At 68.2% G+C, this 20304-nt stretch carries 21 protein-coding genes, 1 pseudogene and 1 riboswitch; of the genes and pseudogenes, 8 read left to right on the top strand and 14 right to left on the bottom strand.

Annotated elements, in window-relative coordinates; translation table 11 throughout:
• Window positions 1-55: 55 nt before the first annotated feature.
• Entirely contained in the window at window positions 56-337 is a 282-nt protein-coding gene (locus AWC08_RS25230) for a hypothetical protein (RefSeq protein ID WP_065134622.1), read from the top strand.
• Here the strand turns inward: AWC08_RS25230 and AWC08_RS25225 are convergent.
• The 3 genes from AWC08_RS25225 to AWC08_RS25215 form a co-directional block, all read right to left on the bottom strand.
• Window positions 334-2463, bottom strand: coding sequence for an ATP-binding SpoIIE family protein phosphatase (locus AWC08_RS25225; RefSeq protein ID WP_069435456.1), 2130 nt, complete (start codon window positions 2461-2463; stop codon window positions 334-336). The two genes, AWC08_RS25230 and AWC08_RS25225, sit on opposite strands and share 4 nt — an antisense overlap.
• A complete protein-coding gene (locus AWC08_RS25220; RefSeq protein ID WP_069435455.1) occupies window positions 2460-2810 on the bottom strand; it encodes an STAS domain-containing protein in 351 nt (116 codons plus the stop codon). Before AWC08_RS25220 ends, AWC08_RS25225 begins: the two co-directional genes overlap by 4 nt.
• Window positions 2811-2912: 102 nt before the next feature.
• Window positions 2913-3590, bottom strand: coding sequence for a PAS and ANTAR domain-containing protein (locus tag AWC08_RS25215; RefSeq protein WP_142283804.1), 678 nt, complete (start codon window positions 3588-3590; stop codon window positions 2913-2915).
• A gap of 137 nt (window positions 3591-3727) precedes the next feature.
• On the opposite strand from AWC08_RS25215, the gene AWC08_RS25210 reads away from it, so the two are divergent.
• The 4 genes from AWC08_RS25210 (at window position 3728) to AWC08_RS25195 (ending at window position 8529) form a co-directional block, all read left to right on the top strand.
• The gene (locus AWC08_RS25210; protein WP_085088364.1) at window positions 3728-5185 is read left to right on the top strand and encodes a PE family protein; all 1458 of its coding nucleotides are present in this window, start codon (window positions 3728-3730) and stop codon (window positions 5183-5185) included.
• 136 nt (window positions 5186-5321) lie between these two features.
• Window positions 5322-5431: riboswitch (TPP riboswitch) on the top strand.
• The gene (thiC, locus tag AWC08_RS25205) at window positions 5422-7056 is read left to right on the top strand and encodes a phosphomethylpyrimidine synthase ThiC (RefSeq protein WP_065134617.1); all 1635 of its coding nucleotides are present in this window, start codon (window positions 5422-5424) and stop codon (window positions 7054-7056) included. Its footprint overlaps the riboswitch before it by 10 nt.
• A gap of 10 nt (window positions 7057-7066) precedes the next feature.
• A complete protein-coding gene (thiD, locus tag AWC08_RS25200; RefSeq protein ID WP_069435000.1) occupies window positions 7067-7897 on the top strand; it encodes a bifunctional hydroxymethylpyrimidine kinase/phosphomethylpyrimidine kinase in 831 nt (276 codons plus the stop codon).
• Entirely contained in the window at window positions 7894-8529 is a 636-nt protein-coding gene (locus tag AWC08_RS25195) for an alpha/beta hydrolase family protein (RefSeq protein WP_069435001.1), read from the top strand. The genes thiD and AWC08_RS25195 overlap by 4 nt, the downstream gene beginning before the upstream one ends.
• A gap of 159 nt (window positions 8530-8688) precedes the next feature.
• On the opposite strand, the gene AWC08_RS25190 is transcribed toward AWC08_RS25195, so the two are convergent.
• The 6 genes from AWC08_RS25190 to AWC08_RS25165 all read right to left on the bottom strand — a co-directional run bounded on the left by AWC08_RS25190 (window position 8689) and on the right by AWC08_RS25165 (window position 14558).
• Window positions 8689-10152 (bottom strand): neutral zinc metallopeptidase, encoded by a 1464-nt coding sequence (locus AWC08_RS25190; RefSeq protein ID WP_069435002.1) that lies wholly within the window; start codon window positions 10150-10152, stop codon window positions 8689-8691.
• Between the two features lie 89 nt (window positions 10153-10241).
• Entirely contained in the window at window positions 10242-10694 is a 453-nt protein-coding gene (locus tag AWC08_RS25185; protein WP_065134613.1) for a DUF4190 domain-containing protein, read from the bottom strand.
• 69 nt (window positions 10695-10763) lie between these two features.
• Window positions 10764-12239 carry a M28 family peptidase gene (locus tag AWC08_RS25180; protein ID WP_069435003.1) on the bottom strand — a complete coding sequence of 492 codons (1476 nt, stop codon included), beginning with the start codon at window positions 12237-12239 and terminating at the stop codon, window positions 10764-10766.
• Entirely contained in the window at window positions 12236-13738 is a 1503-nt protein-coding gene (locus tag AWC08_RS25175; protein ID WP_065134611.1) for a M28 family metallopeptidase, read from the bottom strand. Before AWC08_RS25175 ends, AWC08_RS25180 begins: the two co-directional genes overlap by 4 nt.
• Before the next feature lie 36 nt (window positions 13739-13774).
• On the bottom strand, window positions 13775-14212 hold the full coding sequence (locus AWC08_RS25170; protein ID WP_065134610.1) for a DUF2752 domain-containing protein: 438 nt from the start codon (window positions 14210-14212) through the stop codon (window positions 13775-13777).
• Window positions 14213-14216: 4 nt separating this feature from the next.
• Complete coding sequence (locus AWC08_RS25165; protein WP_065134609.1) at window positions 14217-14558, bottom strand: CD225/dispanin family protein; 342 nt, start codon at window positions 14556-14558, stop codon at window positions 14217-14219.
• A gap of 410 nt (window positions 14559-14968) precedes the next feature.
• On the opposite strand from AWC08_RS25165, the gene AWC08_RS25160 reads away from it, so the two are divergent.
• Window positions 14969-15472 (top strand): serine/threonine protein kinase, encoded by a 504-nt coding sequence (locus AWC08_RS25160; RefSeq protein ID WP_065134608.1) that lies wholly within the window; start codon window positions 14969-14971, stop codon window positions 15470-15472.
• 73 nt (window positions 15473-15545) lie between these two features.
• Window positions 15546-16061: a hypothetical protein gene (locus AWC08_RS25155; RefSeq protein ID WP_065134607.1), complete on the top strand. Its 516-nt coding sequence runs from the start codon at window positions 15546-15548 to the stop codon at window positions 16059-16061.
• Here the strand turns inward: AWC08_RS25155 and AWC08_RS25150 are convergent.
• From AWC08_RS25150 to thiO, 4 genes are all read right to left on the bottom strand, one after another.
• Window positions 16058-16822: an SGNH/GDSL hydrolase family protein gene (locus AWC08_RS25150; protein ID WP_085088361.1), complete on the bottom strand. Its 765-nt coding sequence runs from the start codon at window positions 16820-16822 to the stop codon at window positions 16058-16060. The two genes, AWC08_RS25155 and AWC08_RS25150, sit on opposite strands and share 4 nt — an antisense overlap.
• Window positions 16819-17565: a thiazole synthase gene (thiG, locus tag AWC08_RS25145; RefSeq protein WP_142283799.1), complete on the bottom strand. Its 747-nt coding sequence runs from the start codon at window positions 17563-17565 to the stop codon at window positions 16819-16821. The genes AWC08_RS25150 and thiG overlap by 4 nt, the downstream gene beginning before the upstream one ends.
• A gap of 61 nt (window positions 17566-17626) precedes the next feature.
• A complete protein-coding gene (gene thiS / locus AWC08_RS25140; protein ID WP_065134604.1) occupies window positions 17627-17824 on the bottom strand; it encodes a sulfur carrier protein ThiS in 198 nt (65 codons plus the stop codon).
• Window positions 17821-18825: a glycine oxidase ThiO gene (thiO, locus tag AWC08_RS25135; protein WP_065134637.1), complete on the bottom strand. Its 1005-nt coding sequence runs from the start codon at window positions 18823-18825 to the stop codon at window positions 17821-17823. Before thiO ends, thiS begins: the two co-directional genes overlap by 4 nt.
• Before the next feature lie 160 nt (window positions 18826-18985).
• Between thiO and thiE the strand changes: the two genes are divergently transcribed.
• Window positions 18986-19672 carry a thiamine phosphate synthase gene (gene thiE, locus AWC08_RS25130; RefSeq protein WP_065134603.1) on the top strand — a complete coding sequence of 229 codons (687 nt, stop codon included), beginning with the start codon at window positions 18986-18988 and terminating at the stop codon, window positions 19670-19672.
• A 68-nt stretch (window positions 19673-19740) separates the two neighbouring features.
• Here thiE and AWC08_RS25125 read toward each other — a convergent pair.
• Window positions 19741-20229, bottom strand: a pseudogene (locus AWC08_RS25125) (NUDIX hydrolase); the annotation flags it as partial.
• Between the last annotated feature and the right edge of the window lie 75 nt (window positions 20230-20304).

Genomic DNA, 20304 nt, shown 5'->3' with positions numbered 1-20304 from the left:
CGACGGTGACCGCACCAACCGGCAGGATGGCAAATCCGACGTTACCGAAAGGCAAATGATGGCGGAAAAGAAAGAACGCCGGCAGACCCCACAACGGGAGGCGGTTGACCGCATCCGGTCGGCACACACCTTCGCGGTGAACCTGCCCATCGTCGGACGGGTGACCGTTCCCCCACCCGAGCAGCTGGCCTATTTCGGCGGGCTGATCGCCCTGACCGCCTTCGAGCTGATCGACTGGCCGGTGGCCCTGGTGATCGGCACCGGACACCTGCTGGCGAGCAATCACCACAATCAGATCCTCGAGGAGATCGGCGAGGCTCTCGAAGAGGCCGACTAAGAATCGCCCGCGCGGTCGAAGCGCAGAGTCACCCGGGTTCCGCCGGGGGTGCGTACCGTCTCGACCTGGTCGGCCAGGCCGCTGATCAGGGTGAGGCCGCGGCCCCGCCGTCGGCTGCGCCGGCTGGCCGATGAATCGCCGACCCACCGACCGGAGTCACTGACACTGATCGACACCGCATCGGGGCGCAGGAACGCCTCGATCGACACCGTCTTGCGAGCCTCGCAGCCGCTGCCGTGCTCGACGGCGTTGGCGACGGCTTCGCCCACCGCCAGCAGGACTTCCTCGGCCCGGCCCACGGCGGTTGCGGCCAGCCACTCCCGCAGTCGGGTGCGCGCGGTGGGAATCTGGCCGGGGGTGGCCGGCACGACCATGGCGAAGCTGCGGTCCCCCGCGTGGCGGGGTCGCGCCGCCAGCACCACCACGTCGTCGCGGTAGCCGCCCGGCGGAGCCATCCGGTGCACCAGCTCGGCACATACACACTCGGCGGGAAGGTCCGCGCACTCGGCGGCAACGGCTTTGAGCCGGTCGAATCCGCGGTCCAAAGTCTCTCCGGCCCGTTCGATCAACCCGTCGGTGTACAGCAGGACAAGGCTTCCCGGCGGCAGCTCAGCGGTCGCGGTCTCCGGCGCATCCCCGGACGCGGCGGTCGCCACCGGAGACCGGCGCCCCCCTTCGAGGTACACCGGGCCCCGTTCGGGATGAACCAGCAACGGATAAGGATGGCCCGCGCAGAGGTAACTGATGCGGGCCGGTTGCACGCCGGTGTCGATGGCGGCGTAGGCGACGGTCGCGCAACGGGCACCGGCCAAGGTCAGCGCGTACCGGTCCAGGGCTCCGAGCACACTGACCGGATCGGAGGCCGTCAATGCCGAGACGGTGACCGCGGCGCGCAATCGGCTCATCACGATCGCCGCGGCCAGCCCGTGACCGACGACGTCGCCCACCGATATGCCGATCCGGTCGGAGTGATCGAGACCGGTCGCCGAGAACCAGTCGCCGCCGACCCGCACCACCTCACCTGCCGGCTGGTAGACGGCCGCTACCACCGCCGCGGTCGACCCGCGATCCAGGTCCAGCAGATGTTCCTGGAAGTCGACGGCGATGCGGTGTTCACGCGCGGCCAACCGGATCCGGCCCAGGGCCGACGCGGCGATGTCGGCGGTTCGGGCGAACAACTCGAGTTCGGCATCGGCGAAGCGGCGCGCCTGCGGCCACAGCAGCGTGAGCACACCCACCACGCGACCGCTAGCAGCGCGCAACGGGTGCGCCACACAGGCCCGCACGCTGCTCGCTGTGTCGTGCACGGCGTGGGCATAGCGCGCGGGCAGGGCGAACGTGTCGGGGATGACCATTCGCTGGCCGGTCGAGATGACGTCGACGCCTACCAACGGGCTGTCCAGTCTGGCCACGTGGTAGCGGTCGCGCAGCTCAGCCGGCACGGCGCCGGCGAATTCGAACTGGACGTGGTCCTCGCCGTCGAGAACGACGCCGATCGCTGCGGCGGTGGCATCGCCGCTGGCGAACGGGGAGCGCAGCACGGCGCGCAGGAGCCCGGCTATCGAATCTGCGCCCTGGACCGCCGCGTCGAGCGCCATGAGACCGGCGGATTGCTCGGCACGGTGCCGGACCACCGGGGGCGCCGGATCGGCGATATCCGTGACGGCGGCCATGACGGCACTGACCACGCCGTCGCTGCCCAGCACCGGATTGACCGCGAACGTGACATCCTCTGGTTTCGACCCTGTCAGGACCGGGAGCATCAGTCCGTGGGACCAGGTCGCGACCCCGGTCGACAGGACACCGCTGAGCATCGGCCCGATCTGATCCCAGTCGTCCCACCACAGCTCCCGAGCTGCGCGGCCGAGCGCGCCGGGGTGGTCGTTGCCCAGCAGGAAGAGGTATGCGTCGTTGTGCCACACGAACAGCTCCGGCGACCGCAGGAACACGATGGTGGGAGATCGCGACGTGAGCGTGCTGGCCACCGTCGTCCGTATCTCGGCCGCCCACTGCTGCGGCGGGCCGAGCGGATGGGCTGCCCAATCGAAGTCGGCGAACCGCTTCCCCATCTCGCCACCGAGCTTGACCGCAGTCGTGAGGTCAGCCGGCAGCGGGGACAGGTTCATCGCTGCAACGCGTCAGACACTGTCGAGTAGATCTCGAAGATGCGGTCCAGCTCGGTCACCCTGATCGGCTGCAACACCTGCGGGTGGTCGGCCACCAGCCGGACCGCAGTTCCGGCGGCCTGGCCGGCCTCATGGCAGTCGAGCACCGCGTTCAAGCCCGCGCTGCCGAAGAAGTTGACCGCCTGCAGGTCGACGACCAGCAGACGCCTCGGGTGCGTGGTTGCCACGTCGAGCGCGGCGACCAGCTGATCGCGCAAGTGGTCCGCCGTGCTGGAGTCCACGTCGCCTTTCACGAGTACGACCACCGCTTCCTCACCCGACTCACGCCCGACCTCCAGCAAATCCATCGGTTACCCGCCTAAATGTGTCAAATTTCGGCCGGTGGCGAAGGTAAGGATGCCCGAATCCGCTACCTCTCCCGTCCCAGATATGTGGAGCCTAGCCCCGCGTCAAAGCCCGGTCCCCTCAGGGATGCGCTCGTGCACCGTCAGCAGCAGATGGTCGAACTGGCTCTGCGCGACGGCGGGCGGGTGGTCCAGCGTCTGAATCTCGTCCAGCAACTGCTTGGCCAGCTCGCGCAGCTTGGTGTTGGTCTCCTGCGACCGCCATTGCAACACGCGGAAGGCCTGCTCGGAGCTCACCCGGTACACGTACATCAGCACGCCCTTGGCCTGCTCGATTGCCGCCCGGTTCTCGAACAGGTCCGGCAGGGCGTCGTCGAGCACCTCTTGGCGCGTCTCGTCGAAACTGTTGGTGAGGTCGATGTAATGCCCGGCGGTGCCCAGCACGGCCCCGTTCTCGTCCAGCATGCGGTCGGCCACCACGATCGCGTCGTGCACCGTGCCTGCGGTGTCGATGAACCGGTGCCGGCTCGAGAACGGCTCCCCCGACCGCAGCGCGTAATCGAGCAGGTCCTGCACGTGAGCGCGGTCATCCGGATGCTTGTGCGACATCAGCAACTTCGTCGTGGGCTCCACGGAACCGGGTTCGTAGCCGTGCATCCGGGCAACCTCGTCAGACCATTCCCAGCGTTGTCCGACGAACCAGAAGCGGAAGCTTCCCACGTTGAGATAGGGCCGGGCTCCGGCCGGCAGCACAGGACTGGTCGACTGCTCACGACCATCGATCTGCACCTAGGCATCATCCCATTACGCCGCGGCGACGGCCACTTCGTATTTCGGCCTTGACCGACTTTCAGTGGCCTGACCAGGGCGTTCAATAAACATGCAGCAACTGCACAACACCTGCCCGAGACAGTGGGCGCATGTCGTATGTGATCGCAGCACCCGAACTGGTAGCGGCGGCGGCAACGGACCTGGCAAATGTCGCCTCCACCATCAGCAGTGTCAACGCCGCCGCCTCGGCCGGAACCAGGACGCTGCTGGCCGCAGGAGCCGACGAGATATCGGTGGCCATCGCCGCCCTGTTCGACACCCATGCGCAGGCCTACCAGGCGGTCAGCGCCCGAGCTGCGGCGTTTCACGCCCAGTTCGTGCAGGCCCTCAACACCGGCGCCGGTGCCTACGCCAGCGCCGAAACCGCCAACGTCGGCCAGGTCGTGCTCGACGCGATCAATGCGCCCACCCGGCTGCTGGTGGGCCGGCCGTTGATCGGCGACGGCAGAAACGCGACAACGCCGGGCGGCAGCGGCGAAGCGGGCGGCCTCCTGTTCGGCAACGGCGGTAACGGCGCGGCGGGGGCGCCCGGTCAGAGCGGCGGTGCGGGTGGTCTCGGCGGGTTTCTGTTCGGCAACGGCGGGGCGGGCGGCACCGGCGGAGCCGGCGCATTAGGGGCTACGGTCACCACCGGCGCGAGCGGCGGCACCGGCGGCGGCGCCGGCTTGTTCGGCAACGGCGGCGCCGGCGGGGCCGGCGGCGTCGGCTCCTCCGGCGGCAACGGGGGCACCGGCGCCCCCGGCGGGCGGGGCGGACTGCTGTACGGCAACGGCGGACCCGGCGGCGCCGGCGGGGCGGGCGCAGCCGGCGGCGGCGGGCAACCGGCCGGACAGGGCGGCAGCGGCGGACCCGGCGGGACCACGATGCTTTTCGGCAATGGCGGAGCCGGCGGCGCCGGCGGAGTCGGCGGCAGTGACGCCATCAACGGCGGCGCCGGCGGAAACGGTGGTGACGCCGGCCGCGGCGGATTCTTGTTCGGCGACGGCGGTGCGGGCGGGGCCGGCGGCGACGGCGGAGTCGGGACCGCCGGTACCGGTGGCAGCGGTGGGCATGGCGGCAACGGCGGGTTGAGCGGCCAGATCGGCGACGGCGGCGCTGGTGGCGCCGGCGGCAACGGCACGTCCGCCACTGCTGCGCAGCGCAACGGCGGGACCGGTGGCGCCGGCGGCTACGGGGGCGACGCGAAGCTGTTCGGCAATGGCGGCCTGGGCGGCGCCGGCGGGTTCGGAGGCGACGGCAGCCCGGTGGGCGGCCTCGGCGGGGACGGCGGCGACGGCGGCAATGGGGGGCACAGCGGACTGCTGGGCAACGGCGGCGCCGGCGGCATTGGCAGGGTCGGCGGCAAAGGCCTCTTCGGCGGGGTTGGTGGCGACGGCGGCGAGGGCGGCGACGCCATCGGTCTGATCGGCAACGGCGGCAACGGCGGCCTCGGTGGCGCCGGCGGCGCCACCTTCGCTCCGGGCTCGGGTCAACCCGGACCCGACGGCCGTAGCGGCAATGGCGGCAACAAAGGCCTGCTGTTCGGCACCCCCGGAGGCGTCGGGTGAGCACCGTGTCATACGTGATCGCATCCTGATCGGCACCGGTCGGCACACCCGGCGCGACAGGCCTACATGGCTGAGCCCCTGCCCATCCGGTTCGCCCTGCGCTAGCGTGGGTGGAGTCCGGCGAGCCGGACAGCCCAATAAATCACGCGGGAGCGCAACCCACATGCGCTGAGAGGACGGCTGGGGCCGTCGACCGTACGAACCTGACCGGGTAATGCCGGCGTAGGGAGATAGAGATGACAGTGACCGTCAAACCGTCAGCACCGTCCGTCACCACCGGCCCCATTGCGGGCAGCAGCAAGGTGTACCGCGAGCTGGACGGGATGCGCGTCCCCTTCCGGCGCGTGCATTTATCCACTGGCGACCATTTCGACCTGTACGACACGTCCGGGCCCTACACCGATGACAACGCCGTGATCGACCTGGCCGCCGGCCTGCCGCCACGACCCGGCGTCGTCCGCGACCGCGGCACCCAGTTGCAGCGGGCGCGCGCCGGGGAGATCACCGCCGAGATGGCGTTCATCGCCATGCGCGAAGGCATGCCCGCCGAGCTGGTGCGCGACGAGGTGGCCCGCGGCCGCGCGATCATTCCGGCGAACCACAACCACCCCGAGAGCGAGCCGATGATCATCGGCAAGGCGTTCGCGGTCAAGGTCAATGCCAACATCGGCAATTCGGCCGTCACCTCCTCGATCGCCGAGGAGGTCGACAAGATGGTGTGGGCCACCCGCTGGGGCGCGGACACCATCATGGACCTGTCCACCGGCAAGAACATCCACGAAACCCGCGAGTGGATCCTGCGCAACTCCCCCGTGCCGGTTGGCACCGTTCCCATCTACCAGGCGCTGGAGAAAGTGAATGGCGACCCCACCGAACTGACCTGGGAGCTGTACCGCGACACCGTGATCGAGCAGTGCGAGCAGGGCGTGGACTACATGACCGTGCACGCCGGGGTGTTGCTGCGCTATGTCCCCCTGACCGCCAAGCGTGTCACCGGCATCGTGTCGCGCGGTGGCTCCATCATGGCCGCCTGGTGCCTGGCGCATCACCGGGAGTCGTTCCTGTACACCCACTTTGAGGAACTCTGCGACATCCTGGCCCAGTACGACGTCACCTTCTCCCTGGGCGACGGACTGCGGCCGGGCTCGATCGCGGACGCCAACGACGCCGCCCAGTTCGCCGAGTTGCGAACCCTGGGCGAGCTGACGAAGATCGCGAAAGCCCATGGCGTGCAGGTGATGATCGAGGGGCCCGGGCATGTCCCGATGCACAAGATCGTCGAGAACGTGCGACTGGAAGAGGAACTCTGCGAGGAGGCACCCTTCTACACCCTCGGCCCGCTGGCCACCGACATCGCTCCGGCCTACGACCACATCACCTCGGCGATCGGCGCGGCGATCATCGCCCAGGCCGGCACCGCGATGCTGTGCTACGTCACGCCCAAGGAGCACCTCGGTCTGCCGGACCGCAAGGACGTCAAGGACGGTGTGATCGCATACAAGATCGCCGCGCACGCCGGCGATCTGGCCAAGGGCCACCCGCACGCACAGGACCGCGACAATGCGTTGTCGCAGGCGCGGTTCGAGTTCCGCTGGAACGACCAGTTCGCACTGTCCCTGGATCCCGACACCGCGCGCGAATACCACGACGAGACGCTGCCTGCCGAGCCGGCCAAGACGGCGCACTTCTGCTCGATGTGCGGACCGAAGTTCTGCTCGATGCGCATCACACAGGACGTGCGCGACTTCGCCGCCAAGCACGGACTCGAGACCGAAGAGGACGTCGAGGCGATGCTGGCCAACGGCATGGCCGAGAAGTCCCGCGAGTTCGCTGAGCACGGCAACCGGGTGTATCTGCCCCTGACCCAATAATAGTGAGCCAGTGACTTTCCTGCCCCTGGCGCCGCCGGGAACGACGCCGCTGCGGGTGCTGACGATCGCCGGATCCGATTCCGGCGGCGGGGCCGGCATCCAAGCCGATATGCGTACCATCGCGCTGCTCGGCCTGCATGCCTGCGTCGCGGTCACCGCGGTCACCGTACAGAACACGTTGGGGGTGAGAAGTTTTCATGAAGTTCCCGACGACGTGGTGGCGGGACAGATCGAAGCGGTGGTCACCGACATCGGCATTCAGGCCGCCAAGACCGGCATGCTGGCGTCGTCATCCATCATCGAGGCGGTGGCACGCACCTGGCGCGGGCTTGCCCTGAGCGTGCCGCTGGTCGTCGACCCGGTGTGCGCGTCCATGCACGGGGACCCACTGCTGGCCACCTCGGCACTGAATTCGCTTCGTAGGCAAATTTTTCCGCTCGCCACCCTGGTAACGCCCAATCTGGATGAGGTGAAGCTGCTGGTCGACATCGACGTCATCGACACCGACTCCCAGCGCGCCGCCGCCCAGGCACTGCACGACCTGGGCCCACGTTGGGCGCTGGTCAAAGGTGGACACCTGCGTTCCTCGGAGCGCAGTACCGATCTGCTCTACGACGGAACCGACTTCTACGAGTTCGACAGCCCGCGCCTGCCCACCGGCGACGACCACGGCGGCGGTGACACACTGGCCGCCGCGGTCGCAGGTGCGCTCGCCCACGGATACCAGATGCCTGACGCAGTCGCGCTCGGAAAGCGTTGGGTCACCGAATGTCTGCGGGCGGCCTATCCGCTGGGCGGCGGCCACGGACCCGTGTCCGCACTGTTTCGGCTGCAGTCATGAACCTTGAGGACATCGCCGGTATCGCGCACCACCCGGCGGGCACCCCACAAGGCATCGCGGTGCTGACCCACGGTGCCGGCGGTAATCGGGATTCCGCTCTGCTGCAGAAGATTTGCGACGAGTGGGCGCGCCGCGGCTTTCTGGCGGTGCGCTTCAACCTGCCCTACCGGCGACGGCGCCCGAAGGGCCCTCCGTCCGGCTCCGCGATGGCCGATCAGGCGGGCATCGTCGAGGCAATCGAAACCTGCCGCACGCTCGCCGACGGACCGCTGATCGCCGGCGGGCATTCATACGGCGGGCGGCAGACCTCGATGGTGGTGGCCGCCCTGGAAGTTCCCGTCGACGTGCTGACGCTGTTCTCCTACCCGGTCCATCCCCCGGGCAAGCCCGAGCGATCCCGCACCGAGCATCTGCCGCGCATCACCGTGCCGACGGTGTTCACTCACGGCACCTCGGATCCGTTCGGCACCATCGCCGAGCTGCGCGACGCCGCGGCGCTGATCCCCGCGCCCACCGAAATCGTCGAGATCACCGGCGCGCGGCACGACCTGGGATCGAAGACGCTCGACGTCCCCGCCTTGGCAGTTGACGCGGCGCTCCGTGTGCTTCCTCCGGCGTCCCGAAAAGCGTGACCTCCATGAGCTTTCGCACGCAAGCCTGCAGGTAGGCCGACTCACCCATCCGCCCCATGTCCACCACCGGCGGCGACGACTGCCCCGACACCCGGTCGGCAGCCCGGCGCAACCCCGTCGCCAGGATCCGGGCGGCAACCGGCCTGAGCCTGGGCCGGATCAGCCTGGATAGCGTGAGTAACAGCCGTCCATCTCGCCACCGACGCCCGAGCGGAACGCCGCAATCCGGGTGAACCCGGCGGGCACGCTGATGCCGTCGGCGTCACTGGCGACCATATGATTCGTGAGGAGCCCGGCAACGGCTTCGTCGAGGTCGCCCGCCGTCAGCACCAGCGAGTTACCCGATGGCAGCTCGATGTTCTCGGCCATCTTGCGGTGCGCGACACCGGTCAAGCACGCCGTGCGCAGCGCAGTCCACGGGCTCTGCATCGCCAGCCCCCGCTCATGCTGCACGGCCAGCGCGTACCGCGACATCACGATCGACAGCGCGGTGTCGTCGCCCTGCGGCAGGCTGTGTTCCTTCTCGCTGGCGACCTTGCCCATGGTGGCCAGCGCCGGCAGATCCACATTGATCGTGTTGGTGGCCGGGCAGTAGGAGGCGGGCGGGCTGGGCTTGGCGTCCGAGCAGCCGCCCGCCTTCAGGACCAGCGTGGGGGGACTCTTCGGTGCGAAGATCTTGCCCATCAACTCCATCAATGTCTTCAGGGTGTCTTCGGTGATCTCGACTTCGCCCGTCTCCGTCTCGCCACCGGTATCCACCCGCAGCGCGGTCGGCAAGTCACCGCGGCGCCGCTCTACTTCCGCCTTGTTGATCGCCGCACACGCCGAGGTACCGGTGACGAAACCCATCTGGAAGGCGCTGACGCGGTCCAGGGCCGAACCATGCTCGTCGTCGTTCTGGGAGTCGGCGTCCATCACCGGGTCGCGGGTGGTGATGATGCCGGCCAGGACGTGGTCGAGGCCGTCGGCAGTGCTGATGTCGAAGCGCGGCGACTGGCCGGAAGCCACGTGGTACAGATACACCCCGGCGAAGCAGTCGGCCTGCTGCTCGCGCACGATGGTGGGGTCTTTGCGGGTGACCAGCTTGGCCATGGTTTGCAGGGCGTGCCCGAATTCGTGTGCCAGCACGCCGTTGACCGACATGTCGCCGAAATACTTCTGCGCGACGGCCATGAATACGCCGCGGTCCCAGGCGATCATGTTGCACCGGGAGGTGTAGAAGGCGTTCACCAGATCGTAGGTCTCGTTGTTGCACACGATCGGGCTGTTCGGGTCGTTGGAGTCATACGAGACCAACTTGTCGACGGCCCTGAAGGACCCCTGCAGCGGCGCCGTGTAGTTGGCCTTCCAGAACTCCTCGATGTCGTTGACCGACAGCAAGGACAGCTTGTCGATGGGCCCGTTGTTGGTGTTGAGGACGGTACCCGTCGGCGCCGGCCCATTCGGCTTGGCTCCGCTGGGTCCGTTGGTGGCCGGCAGCCCACCGACCCGGAACGGATCGTTGAGTATCGACACCGCGCGTCCGTTGACCGTGGTGCTACAGCCCGCCACGACGAGCACCGCAGCCAGGCAAGCCGTTAGGGCGCGTGCCGACGCGACCACCCTGCGCGAGCGCAACTTCATTCGATCAACCCCGTCCACAGCCTGCACCGAAGGAACCTCATTCTAAATGCGCCACAACCCAATACTGAGCACTTAGTGCCGTGGAACTTTCAGGCGGCGGTGCCGTACGAAAAAGCTTGCTGCGCAACGAGCGTCAACTCGGCGGCGGCTTGCGAGCCGCCAATCTCCGCGGCCGCGCCGATCATCAGGAGAATCACATACATCACCATGAAGGCGATCCCGATCCCGCCGATGATGATGCCGGCCAGCGCAAGGCCACGGCCGGCCTGACCGTTCTGCTTGATCTGATTCAGCGCGATGATGCCGAAGACCACGCCGAGGATCGGTCCTATGCCGCAGATCCAGCCCAGTAGCGAGGACACCAACGACGCGATGGCCATGTTGTTGGTCGAGGCCGAGGGCGGCGGCGGATACCCGTAACCCGGAGCCGGCGGCGGGTACCCGTAGCCGGGCGGCGGCGCAGCTGGCTGGTAGCCGTATCCGCCCGCTGGCGGTGGGTAGTCACCCGGTGGCGGCGGATAGCCCGGCGGTTGGTCGGTCACTGCAACCTCCTACGCGAAATGACGATCTCGTCTGCGGGTGATCTGGGGTGAACCCGCGACACACTCTACTCAGGAAACCCGGGTCCGATGGCGTTTGTCGTGTGCTGGCACCCCGTTGACGCCCGCGACCGAATCCGCGTAGGTCCCTACCGCGAACGCAACTCCGGCCCCCATGACCGCCAGGGCGTCGCGGTTGATCGCGTCGACGGTGTCGCGCGCGCTGTGATAGTTCGGATCGAACGCCGCGCCGGCCTGTCCGCCCCAGAGCCGGGCCTGCACAGTGGTTTTCGTCTGCGATGCACCGGTGTTCATGCCGCCCACCGGGATACCGGCCACCAGGAACGGATGGTAGTCGGTCCTGGTGTTCAACGGCATGTCTGCCGGGCGTTTGCCGGCCAGATTCAGATAGCCGGCCAGGGTGCGCTCGATGCCGGCCGACCCCTCCGGAATGTCCGACGCCGCCACTCCCGGGCCGGCCGGGCCGGACTCGTCACCGTCGTCGGTGAAGAACCCAGGATTGGGGGAACCAAGCATGTCGAAGTTGAGGTAGAGGGCGATGTCGTTGAGCGCGTTGTTGTCCAGTCCGAACACGTAGTCCATGGAGCCGTTGAGACCGTCCTCCGCGGCGCCCCAGAAGGCGAACCGCACCGCGTTGTTCACCGGAGGCAGCGGACCCAACTGCAGCGCAGTCTCCAGCACCGCGGCCACCCCGGATCCGGCATTGTTGATGCCCGGACTGTCGGCCGGGCTGTCCAGGTGAGTGCCCACCATCACCACCTCGTTGGCTGACCCGGTCTTGGTCTGGGCCAACACATTTCGCGACACAATTTTGACGTTCTCGGCGTCCAGAACCAGCCGTACCGGTGCGGTCGTCCGTGCCAGGGCCGCCGCCCCGCCCGCACCCACCACCGCGACCGGCACCGTCAACTGGTTGTAGTAGCCGGGGTTGAACAGGGTCGGCGGCGCACCCTGGCCGCTGGGCTGACTGGTTACGATCACCGCCGCGGCGCCCTTGGCCGTCGCGGCGTTCTGTTTGTCGACCACCGAGCAACGACTGTCGTCGACGACGGCGATCGCACCCGTGGGCAGCGCCGCCGGATAGTCGGCCGCGCCGCAACCGGCCGGCTGACCCGGCCGCACCACCTGGCCGGTCAAACCACCGGGCGGGGTACGCACCAGCAGTGAAGCCTGGTCGACGGGGTAACCACGGCCGCCGACTGTCATGGTTGGCTTGCCCTCGGACACGTTGCGCATTCGCTCGAACTGCGGCGTCGAGACCTCGAAGCCTTTGCCGCGCAGCGCTTTGACAACATAGTCGACACTCGCGTCGTAGCCCGGGGCGCCGGTCGTCCGGTTGCCTTTGTTGGCGTTGGCGATGTCCTGCAGCGCGCGCAGATGACCGAACATACCGTCCACGCTCACCTTCGCAGCCAGTGCACGGCCCGGGTCGGGCGCCGCGACCGGCGTACGTGGCGGCAAGGAGTGCGGAGCTGAGCACGCTGCGATCAGCAACGTCAGCAGGACGACGGCCAGCGGCCGCGTCATGGCTTGGCGAGCACGTGCCGGGTGCGGTCCTCCATGACCGGAACACCGTTGCGCCCACCGAGATCCTGGGCATACAGCGCCACGGCGTAGGCGACGCCGCCGCCCTGGATACCCAGTGACGTGCGGTCGATGTGCTCGAGGGTGTCGCCCTTCTGGTGATAGTTCGGGTCGAATGGCTCGTCTGCCTTGCCGCCCCACAGCTTGGCCTGCTCCGGGGACATCTTGACCTCGGCGCCCGAAAACAACCCGCCGGACGGGATGCCCGCCAGTGTGAAGCCGTCGTAATCGGAGCGACCGTCGAATGAGGTGTCCTGGGCCGTCTTTCCGGCCTGTTTCAGGTAGGCGACCAGGGTCCGCTCGATACCGGCCGAGCCCTCGGGCACCACCGGCTGGCCACGCGCGTCCAGCGCCAGCGACTGGTCACCGTCGTAGGTGAAGTAACCGGGATTGGGCGATGCCAGCATGTCGAAGTTGAGGTACAGCGCGATGTTCTTGAGGCCCTCGATATCCAGCGACTCGACGTAATTGCGGGAACCGATTAGCCCGAGTTCCTCGGCGCCCCAGAAACCGAACCGCACGGCGTTGTGCACCTGCGGTGAATTACCAAGTTGTACAGCGGTTTCCAGGATCGCGGCGACACCGGATCCGTTGTCGTTGATACCCGGACCCTCCGGCACGCTGTCTAAGTGCGCGCCGGCCATTACCACGTCCGTCGGCGACCCGGATTTGGTCTGCGCGATGACGTTTCGGGCCTTGAAACTCTGGGTGTTCGCGGACAGTTTGATGGTCGCCGGACCGGACTTCGAGCGCAGCTGAAACCCAACGGATTTGGTCACACTGACCACCGGAATCTTCACTTCGGTGTTTGCCCCGAGCGTTCCGCCCATCGATTGCTCGTCCACATTGTCGACGACGATCAGGGCCGCGGCACCGCGCTGGGCGGCCGCGTCTTCCTTCTGCGCGAACTGGCAACCGCCCCGATCGACCACAATTACCGCGCCCTGAGCCGGCAGCCTGTCGTAGTCGGCGGGGCCACATCCCGGATTTTCACCGGTGGGCGCGAACAACAGCGGCCCGGTCACCCCGGCTTCCGGCGTGCCCAGGCTGTATTCCAGCGCACGCGCATCCGCGGTGAGGTCGCCGGCCGCCACCGAGCCTTTCTCGGAGTGGAACACCCGAGCCGAGAACTCGGGTGTCTGTACGTCAAAGCCGCTCTTGCGCAACGTTTCCACGACGTAGTCGACACTGGCCTCGTACCCGGGCGTGCCGACCGCGCGGGTTCCGTTGTTGGCGTTGGCGATGTCCTGCAGCTTGGTGAGGTGCGCCATCATCGCGTCGGCGGTGACTTTGTTGCGGATCGTGTTGGCGAACTCGCTTGCCGCCTGGTTGCCGCCGCCGGACCCGGCCTGGTTCGACCCGCGCCCGCAGCCGACCGCCACCAGGGCGACGATCGCAACGACGGCCATTACCGCCGGAATCATCTTCGTTTTGTGCACCATTGCGCCCAGACTAGACCAGGTGCGAGAGCGGCAATTTCATACGTACAGCGCGCTGAACGGAGCGAAGGGCAGATTTCGCACCACAAACCAGACCGACACCAGCGACAAGGTCACCAGGGCTGCCCAGCGATTGTGCTGCCAACCGCGGATTCGCCGTCCGGTCACCCGGCCATAGGTCCAGGCCAGGTAGGCCCAAACCAAGAGTCCCACGGCTACCAAGCCAAGCGCGTTAAATCTGGCGGCTGCCAACAGATCACCGTGCATAAGGCTGTAAAGCATGCGCATGCTGCCGCAACCCGGGCAGTCGATACCGAGCAGCGCCTTGGTGGGGCAGGTCGGCAGCGGGCCGTTGGGGGTCGTCGGGTCACCCAGCCAGATGCCGGCACATCCCACAGCCGAGGCTGCGGCCACGAGCACTGGGGCGCTCAATCGCGCACCCAGTTTCGCGGACACCGACCCTTGGCGGGTCACCATCAGGTCAGGCCAGGCTCAGTGCGTCGACCATCATCATGGCCGCCGAGCTGGTGTCGGTGTTCATCGCACCCAGCGCAATGATGACGCCGTAGATGACGGCGCCCACGACGCCCGCGATCACCGAGTACTTCACGAACTTCTTGGCACTGTCAGCCGCGGCCTGCGCCTCGGCGTACTGTCCCTGCGCCCACAAACCACTGACCTGCGTGGACTTGACGATTGCCACGATCCCAAGAGGAAGACAGCAGAACAGCGTCGCCAGGATCGACCAGACCAGGTAATTATCGGGCTGCTGGCCGGCCGGCGGCTGCTGCGGCGGGTAACCGGGAGGGGGTGGTTGTGTCATGGATTCTCCAGATCGAAAGAGTTAGCTGGCGTGAAGCGAGGCTTACCATACCGGAGAGCAGTCGCGACGGCATCACCAATCTGAAATTGGCTTTTCGGCACCTTTGCCGCCGCCCGGGTCGCCCCGCCGGCACCGCTGAAAGGGCGCCTGGTGCCGATATCAAATCGATTGCCGGACAGAAATTTCGGCCTATGCCGAGCTAACGGCACGACGGCGGCTGCAGCTGCCCACACCGAGTGAGATCAATGCCGTGACAGACAATTTCCAGCGGAATGTGTCAGGCGGCACCGGCGTAGCTCTACGATGCCATTCGGGATGAAAGCCCTGTTCTGCGGGGAGTTTGAGAAATACACTCACCGATATCGACGCAGCCGCATATGTCGGTCCGCCGACTATTAAGGAGCCAAGAGTTGTTTCACCTCAGCACGGTGCTGCGAGCCGCCACGGCCGCGACACTCATGGGCGGCTTTGCCTGGGCAGGCACGGCCACGGCGAACGCCGACCCCAACGACACGCTCGCCGCTTCCCTGTCGAAGGGCTACTCATTGAGCAACTGCACGCCCAAAGAGCCTCCCTCGGGCGTGGCCGCCGCGATCAACTGCGGACAGAACGCCGACGCCGCCGGCCCCGTCAAAGCGACCTACCTGCTGTACAACAACTCCGGTGACCTCAACGGCGGATTCACCGCCAGCATCAAGGACGAGAGCCTGACCGCGTGTGGCGACAGCGGCCAGTCGCCGACCACCTGGCACACGGGCAGTGCCGGCGCCACCGCGGGACAGGTCGCGTGCGGAACCTATCAGGGGGCCGCGGAGATCATCTGGACCACCGACGCCAAAAATGTGTTGAGCTACATCCGTGGAGCCAACACCGACGTTCAGGCGCTCTACCAATGGTGGCGCACCAACGGCTGATATCTCGTCTGGGCCGCAGGGACTTCGGGCGTGCCTGCGGAGCATTTCCTACAACAACAAGGAGCTGAACACGATGTATCTCAAGAATGCGCTGCGCGGCATCACGACCGCGGCGCTCGTCGGTGGGTTCGCCTGCGCGGGCCTCGCCACCGCATCCGCGGACCCCACCGAAGCGTTCGCCGGCTCGCTGTCCAAAGGGTATTCGTCCAGCAACTGCTCGTCGCAGGCCGTTTCCGAGGTGCAGTCCGCGTTCCCGACGGTGCAGGCCGTGCTTGCCTGTGGCCAGAATTCCGACAGCAGCGGACCGGCCTCGGCCAAGTACTTCCAGTTCCCCAACAGCGCGGACCTTGCCAGCGCCTTCACCAAACTCATTGGCAGCGATACGCTTACGAACTGTGGCGACGCCAAGTCCCCGACCGTCTGGCACCAGGGCAGCTCCACCGTCTCGGCCGGCCAGGTCGCCTGCGGAACCGATGACGGCAAGGCCGAGGTCATCTGGACCGTCGACGCCAAGAACGTCCTGGCCTTCGTCCGGGCACCGGGTGGCGACACCTCCTCGCTCTACCAGTGGTGGCGCACCAACGGCTAGCCCTTCAACCGGCTCACTATCAGTTCGGCGACCGCACGCATTCCCGCCTCGTTGGGATGCAGCGGAGCCGGCCGACCCGGTAGCGGCACAACGGGTTTCACCGTCCAGGGGTGTCGAGACCACGCATGATGCTCGCGGCTGGGCGCCGCGGCTGACACGACTTCGCAATCTGTCGCCGCGGCGGCTTTTGCCGTCAGTTGCTCAAGTGTGACCGCCACGTGCCGGCCCAGGTCGGCGTGCTCGCCGGACAGCGGCGGTGCCGGCTGACCCGCTGGCGGTAGCAGCGTGAGGTAGTCGACGAACAGCACCCGTGCCTGCGGGGCCCGCCGGCGAATCGACCGACCCACCTCGCACAGCGAATCAAAAACCCGGCCCAGCGCCACGTTCCGCGCGTCGGGGTCCAGCAGCTCAGCGATGCGACCACCGATCAGCGGCAGTCCCCGGGCGAAGGACGGCAGTGAAGCCGCCATCAGCAACGGCACATAGCCGACGTCATTGCCGCCGATGGTGACCGTTACCAGCGCCTCCGACCCGTCGAGCGCCGTGAGCTGGGGCGGTGCGCCATGCTGGCGATCGGTGAGGATGTGTGCCGTGGTGGCCCCGGAATAGGTGACGTCGGTCAGCTGCAGACCCGCCCGCTCGGCGACCTGATGCGGGTAATTGTGCGCCGACCGGCCCGACCGCCACGGCGCCCCGTCGGAGCGGGGCCGGATGCCAGGACCGGCCGCCATCGAGCTCCCTAGCGCGACATAACGTTTCACGAGCGCGAGGGGCTCGAGGCCTGCGCCCAGAAGCGTTTGGGGATCCGCCCGGCGCGCCGCGCCAGGAACCCGGCGGTGACCCCGGCCGCCATCGCCGCGGCCATGGCCGGCGGATCGGCGGCGCGGGTGACCGCGGTGGCCAACAGCACGGCGTCACAACCCAACTCCATGGCCAGCGCCGCGTCGCTGGCAGTGCCGATGCCCGCATCGAGTACCACGGGAACACCCGCCCGGGCGACGATCATCTCGATGTTGTGTGGGTTGGTAATGCCCAGCCCGGTCCCGATCGGCGAGCCCAGCGGCATCACCGCCGCGCAACCGGTGTCCTCCAAGCGTCGGGCCAGCGCCGGGTCGTCGTTGGTGTACGGCAACACAACGAACCCGTCATCGACCAATTGCTCTGCGGCTCTTACCAACTCGACCGCGTCCGGCAGTAGTGTGCGCTCGTCTGCGATCACTTCGAGCTTCACCCAGTTGGTGTCGAGCGCCTCTCGGGCAAGTTGCGCGGTCAGCACGGCCTCCGCGGCACTGCGGCAGCCGGCGGTATTGGGCAGCGGCATGATCCCGAGTCGGTTGAGCAGGTCGAGCAGTCCGGTACCGCCCTCGGCGTCCACCCGGCGAATGGCCACCGTGGTCAGTTCGGTCCCGGACGCGACCAGCGCCTCTTCCAGTACCGAAAGACTGGTCGCACCACCGGTGCCCATGATGAGCCGGGACGCAAAGCTGCGGTCCGCGATAGTCAACTTTTGCGTCTCGCGACGATGCGGGCCGCAATGGCCCGAGGAGGAGCGGGACTCGTCTGCGCTAGCCACCTTGCACCGCCGTCACCACCTCTAGTCGCGCACCGTCGAAAAGTCTTGTAGCCCAATCGGACCGGCGCAGCACCGCGTCGTCCATCGCGACCGCGACGCCGCGGTCCGGAAAGCCCAGCGAGGCCAGCAAGGCCCCAACCGTCGTCGGCTCGTCGACCTCGACGCGCTGCGCGTTGACCAGCACGATCATGACTTGACTCCCACCGGAAGGAGTTCGGACACAACCCTTTCGGCGGTCCACGGCGCCAGCAGGAAGCCAGAGCGGCCGTGACCGGTGGCCGCCACTGTCCGCTCGTCGAGTCGTCGCACAATAGGCAGGTTATCGGGCGTCATCGGCCGCAGGCCAGCCGCGCATTCGGCCAGCTCGTATTCCCCGAGCGCCGGCAGCACCGCGCACGCGTCGTCCAGCAGGTCACGCACCCCCGAAACCACCGGCGCGGTATCCCGGCCGTGCTCGTACTGCGTGGCGCCCACCACGACGCCGTCCGCCCGGGGCACCAGATACACCTGACGGCCGTGCACGCGGGCCCGAACCACCTTGTCCAGCAGGGGCATACATCCCTTGCGCCAGCGCAATCGCAGCACCTCACCCTTCACCGGCCGCACCTGCAGGCCGGGCCACAACGCGGGCGCGTCGATTCCGTTGGCGATCACGACCGTGTCGCCGGCGGCGTCGCTCACGTCGCTGACCGGAGCCGCCCAGCGCACGCCGCGCCGCTCGCAGTCGGCGGCCAGCGCCGCCACTACGGCGCGATTGTCCACCGCCAGCTCGGTGGGCGCCCGGAAGCCGTGCCGAATGCCCTGTGCCAGCAGCGGTTCGACATCCCGTGCGGCCGACTCCCAGACCACTGGGTGCCCCTGCTGAGACAACCAGTCGGCGACGGTGCGCAGATCGGCGACATCGGCCCGGTCGACGGCCACCACCAGCGATTCGCGGGCGGTCACCAGCGCCGGGTCCAGCCCGTCCAGGAAACCCTCGCGCCACAGCCGCAGCGAATCCAGACCCAGTCGCAGCAGCCGTTCCTCGCCGGGCCAGCCCTCGCTGTGCGGGGCCAGCATGCCGCCGGCCACCCACGAAGCGCCGCGGTCGGCACCGCGATGCACCGTCACCGACAAACCCGCCTGCGCCGCCCTGCGCGCCACCGACAGGCCGATGACGCCGCCGCCGATCACGGCGACCGAACCCGACATCCTGTGCTCCCTTCGCCGGCATGACCCGGATCAGGTGTGACGGTAAGGGCAGGTCCATCGCCCGGTATCCGAGCCCGGCAGTGCCCACTCTCAGCCCCGCTGCTAACCCGGGACTCCCGTGTGTTCTTCAGGCTCCACGCTAGCGCGCTAACGTCGCGGTGTGCAGGACCCCTTCTCCCGGCGGGCCGCCCGTCTCGTCACCGCGCGGCTGTATCTGTGCACCGATGCGCGTCGCGAGCGCGGCGATCTGGCCGAGTTCGCCGACGCCGCCCTGGCCGGCGGGGTCGACATCATCCAGCTGCGTGACAAGGGCTCGCCCGGTGAGCAGCGGTTCGGCCCGCTGGAGGCGCTCGACGAGCTGGCCGCCTGCGAGATCCTGGCCGATGCTGCCCGCCGGCACGGTGCGCTGTTCGCGGTCAACGACCGCGCCGACATCGCCCGGGCGGCCGGCGCCGACGTGCTGCACCTCGGACAACGCGACCTGCCCCTTGAGATCGCCCGGGACATCGTCGGCCCCGGCACGTTGATCGGCCGGTCCAGCCACGACGCCAGTGAGGCCACCGCGGCAGCCGCCTCGGAGGCCGACTACTTCTGCGTCGGCCCCTGCTGGCCCACCCCGACCAAACCGGGCCGCTCGGCACCGGGCCTGGACCTGGTGCGCAGCGCCGCCGCCCTGGACACCGAGAAGCCGTGGTTCGCCATCGGCGGCATCGACCTGCAGCGGCTGCCCCAGGTGCTGGCCGCCGGCGCCCGCCGCATCGTGGTGGTGCGGGCCATCACCGCGGCGGCCGATCCGCGGGCAGCCGCCGAACAGCTCAAACGGGTCCTGAGCACCCACCGAGAGTGAATCTCACGACGCATAAGCGGCGTGTCGCGTCGCCAGATCGACTCTCGGCGCGCAGCAGCCGCTCAGCGCGCCAGCGGCAGGGTGGCAAGCAGGGTGCGCAGCCGGTGCCAGCTGGCGGCGAACCCGGGGTGCAGCGGCAGTTCGGCCACCTCGTCCTCGCCGACCCAGCGCAACTCGGCGCTTTCGCGGTTGGGCACGGTTTGCAGCAACTCCCCGGCGTCGGCGACCACGGTCGTGTAACTCCACTGCGTCCCGCCCATGCCCGCCACCTCCGCGGTCACCACCGTCGCCCGCACCGTCAGCCGCTCGGCGGCCAGGCCCGCCTCCTCCTGCGCTTCACGCACCGCGGTCTGCTCCGGAGTCTCGTGACTGTCGCGGGCGCCGCCCGGCAGACCCCAGGTACCGCCCTGATGGCTCCACACCGCCCGGTGCTGCAGCAGCACCGCAGGGCTGCCATCCGGTAGCGGGGCCCGCAGCAGCAGGCCGGCCGCCCCGTACCTCCCCCAGTAATGGGCTCCGCGCTCGGAGATCACCCACCCGTCACCGTCGCCCTGCACGGATTCAGGATATGCACGCAACCCCGGCCAGGTAATTGGCCGGGCCTCCCCCCATCCGCCGCGCGATGCTCTTAG

Origin of the sequence: Mycobacterium gordonae (assembly GCF_002101675.1) — a bacterium.
GTDB classification, from domain to species: domain Bacteria; phylum Actinomycetota; class Actinomycetes; order Mycobacteriales; family Mycobacteriaceae; genus Mycobacterium; species Mycobacterium gordonae.
This window is presented reverse-complemented; position numbering and strand designations above follow the sequence as displayed.